The sequence below is a fragment of the Thermococcus sp. genome (assembly GCF_027008145.1).
Lineage (GTDB): Archaea > Methanobacteriota_B > Thermococci > Thermococcales > Thermococcaceae > Thermococcus.
This window is the reverse complement of record NZ_JALTCZ010000031.1, coordinates 1-3,178: the sequence shown is the minus strand read 5'-3', so window position 1 is coordinate 3,178 and position 3,178 is coordinate 1. Positions and strand designations below refer to the sequence as shown.

Sequence of the window (3,178 nt, the reverse complement as noted above, 5' to 3'; positions counted from 1 at the left end):
CTGGCGATCAAACTGCGGTTGACGGTTCCGACTGCCCCGTTTAGGAACTTAACAAAGAGTCCCGGGAAGACGCCTATGAAGAGGGTCAGGCCTGCAAGTATCCACTCACCAAGCTGCATGGCCCCCGGAACCTCCCTGACGTCACTGTGCTTCCTCGTCTCCCCACCGAACTGGGTTCCGTAGAACTTCATAAACGATGCCAGCGTGACGGCGCTTATAATGACCGCCAAGACTGCCCCCGCGGATAGGAGGAAGTTACCCGACTGGTAGCCGGCTACGTAGATGAGCCACTTACTTATGAATCCGTTGAATGGAGGAATACCTGCTATTGCCAGCGAGGAGAATAGTGTTGCCAGGGCGGTAACGCGCATTCTCGACCCGAGGCCCCCAAGTTCATTGAGGTTTATTGTGCCCGTAGCGTACTCAACGGCACCCGCCTCAAGGAAGAGTGAACCCTTGAAGACAGCGTGGTTTACCGCGTGGAAAATGCCGGCGAACATGCCAAGGGCACCCACCGCGGCCAGTGCACCCCCATGCGGAATTAGGGCCATGCCTATGCCTATGCCGAGCCAGATGTAGCCCATCTGACCGACACTGTGGTAGGCGAGCAGTCTCTTGGAGTTGGTTTCTTTGAGAGCATAGAGCGTCCCTATCGTGAGCGTTGCGGCACCGAGAACCGCCACAAGGTAACCAAGGTTCACGTTGTACCCTACCATCTGCCAGTCAAACCTTAGGAGGCCGTAGACAGCGGTCTTTATCATTATGCCGCTGAGCAGGGCCGAGACGTTGCTCGGTGCAGCGGGGTGGGCATCCGGAAGCCAGAAGTGGAGTGGGACAACGCCCGCCTTTGAGATAAAGACGCTGAGGGTCAGTGCATAGAAGAGGAACTTTGTGGAGGTGGATGCGCTTATGAGAGCGTTCTGTATGGCCTGGTAGCTCAGGTTGTGCATGCTCCCCGTCAGGACGGAGGCAAGGCCGAGGAGCATGAAGAGCGGTATGGTGTCCGCGAAGTGCATCGTCAGGTAGTACTTGAGGCTGGCGTCCAGGTCTTTTCTCTCCTCTTTCCAGAAGATGAGGACAAACGAGCTCAGCGTCATAAGCTCCCAGGCGACAACGAAGTACTCAAGGTTGTCAACCGTCACGACGAGGGCCATTGAGGCTATGAAGGTGTTGTAGGCTATCGCATAAACCCAGCCCTTGCCCCTCTTTCTGTGATGATCCATGTACGATATTGAGAATATTGCCGATCCAAGGCTCACTATCCCAACTATAAAGAGGAAGACTGCGGAAAGGCCGTCCATGTGAACTGGTATCCCGAAGACACTGCCAGTTATCGGGCCGGTTGTGTATATCCTGTAGACCTGTCCGAGCAGGAGTGCCGCACCCACTGCAGCCAGCAGGCTTGAAGCCTTTGTGGATGCCTTGTAGTCTATGACAAAGCCAACGAGACCACCAATAATGAATGCCCAGATAGCGTATTCAAGGAGCATTTACATCACCCCATGAACCCGATATTCGTGACAACGTTGATGGTAACCCAGGGCACAACTATGCCTATGAGGATCAGCGTTACCATGACCGCCGCCGTTAGCTTCGGTGAGTGAACCTCACTGACGGGAGTAGGCTCCCCGAAGAACATATCCCTGAACCAGGCTATTGTGACTATGAGGAATACCGCACCATCGAGGAGCACCATGGCCGGGAAGAGCCATGAGGCCACGCCTACTGCATGGTGAGTAACCATGACGACAAAGATCTTGCTGAAGAACAGTCCAAGCGGAAGAACCCCTGCGAGGCCGAAGAAGCTGAGGAACCACGCGACACTGGCCCATGGAACGGTGTATCGTATACCCCTTATCTCGTTGAAATTCGTCGTTCCAAGCGAGTACGCGAAGCCACCGATGCTCATGAAGGCGAGGGCCTTGACGAAGGCGTGGTTAATGACCTGGTAGATGGCTATCTGGAGACCGGCCTGGTGGCCGAGGAGGGCGTAGGTAAGGGTCAGGTAGGCGATGCCGGCCTGTGCCATCGTAGAATACGAGATCAGCTGCTTTCCCTCCCTCTGTATTGGGTAGTATATTATCATCAGGACTATCAGGGCCACTGCAAAGCTTCCCAAGATCCAGAAAGTCGCTGAGTTGGGCTTCATGTATTGTATGACCCTGAAGAGCATGAAGGCACCAAGAGGTGGTATTGACGCAGCGTGGATGTAGGCTGAAGCCGGAATCGGCGCGGCCGTTGAATCCGGGAGCCAGGAGTAGAAAGGCAGCTGGGAGCTCATCATGAAGGCCGCAAACATCAGCAGTAACAGGGCAGTGTTGTTGGATTTCATGGTCGTTAAGCTCTGTCCCCCTCCGAGAAGGGCTGCGGCTGAGAGGATTAGAAGAACGCCAACGTTCAACACTGCAAAGGCTTTAGCTGCGTCAAGCCTGGCTGTGCCGTAGAAGTCAACGAACCCAGCCATGGCTATTGCCATGAGCTCAAGTGCAACGGCGAACTGTATCAGATTTGTTGAGTATATGAAGACCATACTGGCACTGGTCAGCAGGCCGAAGAGGGCGTAGAACCTGCCCTTACCCTTCTCCAGAGGGAACTTCCTGTTGGTCGGGCTCATGTAGTTCACCGCGTATAGGACGACGAGAAAGGCCAGGAGGATTGATGTGAGGCCCATGAGAACCGAAGCGACGTCAACGTCAAGCCCGAAAAGAGAACCCGTTGTCCCGGCGGAGATATAGCTGTCCACATAGCTCTTTCCCATATGGAAGGCGAAATACTCATACGCTGCCACACCGTTCAGAATGAGGGAAATTCCCGTGACCGCTACTGCAAAGGCATCTGCACCCCTGCCCTCAAGTTTCCAGCCAATGAGCAGCAGGAAAGGCAGTAGCATCGAGACGAGGATCAGTTCCATCACGTCCATCACCCCTAGTTTTTAACCCTTGGTTTCCCTTCAAAAAAATAAATCAAAGGACGATGAGAGCCCTCTCGCCCTCGCCCTCCTCTGCAGAGCCCTTGAGGTTCGCCACTATCTTGCCCTCCCTGTCCCAGAGCACCTCGTTTATCTCTCCGAACTTCAGGGCCTCAGTTGGGCAGGCTGAAACGCACGCTGGGAGAAGACCCTCGGCCCTCCTGTCGGCACAGAGATCGCACTTATCCATGATCTTATTCTCCTCGTCCA

General features: G+C 54.7%; 3 protein-coding genes. All 3 read right to left on the bottom strand.

The window, feature by feature from the left end:
* Positions 1-1,490 (bottom strand): proton-conducting transporter membrane subunit (locus MVD07_RS01450; protein ID WP_297497649.1); only part of this gene is annotated, 1,490 nt, incomplete at its 3' end.
* 5 nt (positions 1,491-1,495) lie between these two features.
* The gene (locus tag MVD07_RS01445) at positions 1,496-2,920 is read right to left on the bottom strand and encodes a proton-conducting transporter membrane subunit (protein ID WP_297497647.1); all 1,425 of its coding nucleotides are present in this window, start codon (positions 2,918-2,920) and stop codon (positions 1,496-1,498) included.
* A gap of 43 nt (positions 2,921-2,963) precedes the next feature.
* On the bottom strand, positions 2,964-3,178 hold a 215-nt coding region (locus MVD07_RS01440; protein WP_366078430.1), incomplete at its 5' end, for a 4Fe-4S dicluster domain-containing protein.